The following is a 1,887-nucleotide window of genomic DNA, read 5'->3' on the forward strand; positions in this document are numbered from 1 at the left end:
AAATTTAACGGTTATGTAGATAATGAAATTTATTTAGACATTTCTTTTACGCCACTACCTAACGCAATACTTGGATAAACTATTGCATAACGTTTTGCAGCTTGCATAAGTGGCGGATTAAGGAAGCCTAAACTTTCGGTTAAACACTGACATTTCAAGTACAAAACCAACTTTAAATTAAGCCCAAAACCCGCCATTTTTGCAAACTGTTGTTGTGCGTTCGGTTTTAAGATTTCTATTTGTTTAAAGATTTAAAAAAGTCTTTGATTGGTGTCTCTTTTGGCTGTTCATCTTCTAATAACATTCCAACACCTGCAATAATTGCTAAAATTATTCCTATAAAAATAAGTTTATATTTTTGAAAAAAAGCTTGCTTTTGAAAAGCTTTACTTTGTTTTTCGAAATATTGAATTTCAACAGCACTTGGAAATTTACTTTTTAGAGTGACTAAATGTTGTTCATATTTTTTAAATAAAGCATCAGTGTAAACATTTGAAATTTTGTTTATTTCGTCTTCAGAATCTTTCCATTTGTTTGAAGTAATTTCAACAGACAAACTATGCAAATTGTCAATTATTCCATCTTTTGAATTTGGAACTTTCATTCCAATAATTTTCTTCAAGTTTTGGTCAACAAATGTTTTTTTATCCTGAATATTTTTGATTTCTTCCTTTTGTTTCAAAAAGTCAATTTCAATATTTTTTTCTTTTTCTAAAAGTTCTAACTCATATTTTTTTTCAAGTTTTAAATTTTTAGCAATAGTTTTTGAATTATCAACTCGTTGATATTTTGTTGCGTGTCTATTCCCATATACTTTATTAGAAATTAATCTTCCTGTATCTCTACCAAGTTGACCTTTTAATGAACTGAAAAATCCCATTTATTTTAGTTTTATTGAAATTAATAAAGTGAGTTGCGAAGCAACTCACTTTATACCTTTTTATTTTCCCGAAGCTGTTAATGTAACAGAATCATCTGCAAGTTTAGAATCGTCTGGTGATGCAACTTGTATGCGAATTCCAAATTCTTCCAAGATTTTTTTTTCAAAATTACCCACAAGCATTTTTCCGTTAATTTTTACTTCGCCGCCTTTTGCATCTTCTTTTCTGATTGAAGCCAAAGTAGCGTCATCATCTGCGAATTTTTTACCATTATAAACTCTTAGAGTTGAGCCATATTCTTCTTTAAAATTTGCTTTTAAAGTTTTAACTTTCATTTTACCCGAAATTGAAAAATCTGCCATAGTTTTAGTTTTGTATTTAGTTAATATTTATAATTTCATTCTTTTTGCATCACCTAATGTAATGTCGTCAGCTAATAATTTTTTGTTTTCTACATCAGCAATTTGCACAACAATACCGAAGTTTTCTAAAAACATATTTTCGACTTCTAAAACTTTTTGTGTTGCTTTAATTTTCATTTTACTTGAGTCAAAATTCACGGAAGTTTGAGTTGTTCTTTGGTCTAAAGTTTTCAAAGTCATTCTTCCATCGTCGGCAAGTTTTTTCCCTTTATAAACTCTTAAAGAAAGCCCGAATTTGTTTTTAAATTGTTTTGTTAAATCCGTAACTTTCATTGTACTTTCAACTTCAAATTCTGAAGAAGTAAACGAATCTTTTATTTGATTGAAAATTTTCATATTTCTGTTAGTTTAATTTTTTGTTTATTTTTTTCAAATTTAAGTTTTCAAAAATGAAAAACTTTACGGTTTTCCTCATTTGGTTAATTAATTCTCTAAATGTCTATTTTAAGTTGATGTTGTTTCGAATTTCTGTCGCTCGAAACTGACGCACAACGTTCTGCGGCTTAAAAATGTGGCGAAAAACCAGCACCAAGCCAACACAAATATAACCAAAACTTTAAATTAAACAACTGCGCCATTTCAAA

General features: G+C 28.7%; 4 protein-coding genes. All 4 read right to left on the reverse strand.

Annotated elements, in window-relative coordinates; all coding sequences use genetic code 11:
* Positions 1-29 precede the first annotated feature (29 nt).
* Positions 30-158 carry a hypothetical protein gene (locus BP92_RS17450; protein WP_262486620.1) on the reverse strand — a complete coding sequence of 43 codons (129 nt, stop codon included), beginning with the start codon at positions 156-158 and terminating at the stop codon, positions 30-32.
* Between the two features lie 77 nt (positions 159-235).
* Positions 236-880 carry a hypothetical protein gene (locus BP92_RS0113660; protein ID WP_026726539.1) on the reverse strand — a complete coding sequence of 215 codons (645 nt, stop codon included), beginning with the start codon at positions 878-880 and terminating at the stop codon, positions 236-238.
* Between the two features lie 60 nt (positions 881-940).
* Entirely contained in the window at positions 941-1,243 is a 303-nt protein-coding gene (locus BP92_RS0113665; RefSeq protein ID WP_026726540.1) for a hypothetical protein, read from the reverse strand.
* Between the two features lie 27 nt (positions 1,244-1,270).
* Positions 1,271-1,639, reverse strand: a complete 369-nt coding sequence (locus BP92_RS0113670; RefSeq protein ID WP_026726541.1) for a hypothetical protein — start codon at positions 1,637-1,639, stop codon at positions 1,271-1,273.
* Positions 1,640-1,887: the final 248 nt, after the last annotated feature.

It is taken from the genome of Flavobacterium sasangense DSM 21067, from assembly GCF_000686885.1.
Taxonomy (GTDB): Bacteria; Bacteroidota; Bacteroidia; order Flavobacteriales; family Flavobacteriaceae; genus Flavobacterium; species Flavobacterium sasangense.

Excerpts from the sequence above, each read along its gene's own strand:
- BP92_RS0113665 (WP_026726540.1), bottom strand. The coding sequence starts at position 1,243 with ATGGCAGATTTTTCAATTTCGGGTAAAATGAAAGTTAAAACTTTAAAA.
- BP92_RS0113660 (WP_026726539.1), bottom strand. The coding sequence starts at position 880 with ATGGGATTTTTCAGTTCATTAAAAGGTCAACTTGGTAGAGATACAGGA.
- BP92_RS0113670 (WP_026726541.1), bottom strand. The coding sequence starts at position 1,639 with ATGAAAATTTTCAATCAAATAAAAGATTCGTTTACTTCTTCAGAATTT.